Annotated in this window: 2 protein-coding genes; both read right to left on the reverse strand. The window is 42.5% G+C overall.

All coding sequences use genetic code 11. The annotated features are described in order from the left end of the window. Window positions 1-155 precede the first annotated feature (155 nt). Window positions 156-1,037 (reverse strand): peptidoglycan DD-metalloendopeptidase family protein, encoded by an 882-nt coding sequence (locus ACFSCZ_RS17905; RefSeq protein WP_380775912.1) that lies wholly within the window; start codon window positions 1,035-1,037, stop codon window positions 156-158. Window positions 1,038-1,085: 48 nt separating this feature from the next. Next, window positions 1,086-1,683 (reverse strand): transposase (locus ACFSCZ_RS17910; RefSeq protein WP_380775915.1); only part of this gene is annotated, 598 nt, incomplete at its 5' end.

Genomic DNA, 1,683 nt, shown 5'->3' on the forward strand with positions numbered 1-1,683 from the left:
TGATTTTGTATGGAGCAACTTTATCACCGCCATATTTTGTTATTTTTATTTTAACAAATTAAAACGGTGAAAGAACAAATATTATAAATAATTAAAAAGGCTGTCGAGGGTTTCTCGACAGCCTGAAAGACAGGCTTATGCCTGTCTTGCTTAAATTATTCATCGGTTAGTTGTGGTGCCTGAGTATCTTCAGCTTCATTCTCACGGGATTGTGATTCTTCAGTATCAGTCCCTTGGGATGGAGCGTCATCTTCTGCACCAGTTTCTTGCGGTTCGGATTCTCCAGCTGCAGGATCCTGCTCCATTTCATTGGCTGGTTCTTCCTGCTCCGTTTCAGCTGCTTCCTCTTTCACATTTTCCAAAGCGGTAAACGGCTGTCCGAAAAAGTCCAGCGGGTTGAGTGCCGTATTGTCTTTTCGAATTTCAAAATGCACGTGATTTTTCGCTTCTTTATTCAGCTGGCTTGTCCCTGATGTAGCAAGAACTTGTCCCTGCTTGACTGTGTCACCGGATTTCACCTGAATATCCTTGATGGATTGGTAAATGGTTTTTACGCCATTTTCGTGCTCCACTTCAATGACATTTCCTAGCAAAGAATCATTGCGTACAGCAGATACTTTCCCGCTGAGAGATGCTAATACTTCAAATTCGGAGCCGTCCCTCATGGCAATATCAATACCCGTATTCGGGCGGTATGTGTTCCCATCTACAATGAGTGCAGCTTCCTGCTCTTCTATGGATGCATTGGCGTCATAGAATTGTGTAATATAGTCCACTTCTTCTTCGTTCTTAACTGGAACTGAGATATTTTCAAATGACTGGTTTACCTCAATGGCGGCATCATTATTGTCCATGCCGGTCAACTCTTGGCTATCTTCCGTCAAGTTGGAATCGTCTGCCGTGTTATCCCCGGATGCCTGATACCAAAAAATCATCGAAATGAGCAATGCAGCACTGGCAAGATAAATGGCTGGAAACACCCACCGCTTTTTAAAAAATTTTTGTAGAGAAGATCGCTTCTTTTCTTCCTCTCTCATTTTCATCACCTCTGCCATCATTGTGAACAGAAAGGCAGAATTATATACTTAAAAACAATAAAAACACTTCTTATTTTTTGATAAAAAGTGCTTTTTATACAAAAAACCGTAAATTTCCTTCAAAATGAAGACAGTCATTGGAATTGATTGCCAAATCATGCTGTTATGCGCCTTCAAAGTTAACATGAAAAGGGGGCTGTCTAAATAGCCCCTAAAATAAATCAGGAGGAGAAAACCGAATCGTTTTTCTCCTCCTGATTTTGCATTTGTGGGCTTTTTTCCTAAAAGCAGCTGGCGGATGCCCGCCACTTTCAGGAAGTTATGGGCCAAGGCCACCAGTCCGAATTCCACGTGGACCTTTTCGAGGCCACGCAGAGAGAACCGGCGGAACGACCGATTGCCCTTGATGTGACCGAACACACTTTCTACTTCGACTTTTCGTCGGGAGTAGATTTCTGCGTTCTTTTCACATTCAAGGGCTGTCTTGGCCTTTGCCTTCATTTCTTCATAGACCATATTTAAATGGACCTGCCGGTTGCCTTTGGCTTTTGTGCATCGGGCTTTCAAGGGACATCCGGAACAGTCCTCACATTCATAAATTTTATAGCTTTGGATATAGCCTGAGGCATTCTTTTTGTTTCGGTAT

Origin of the sequence: Siminovitchia sediminis (assembly GCF_042680885.1) — a bacterium.
In the GTDB taxonomy this organism is placed as follows: Bacteria; Bacillota; Bacilli; order Bacillales; family Bacillaceae_C; genus Siminovitchia; species Siminovitchia sediminis.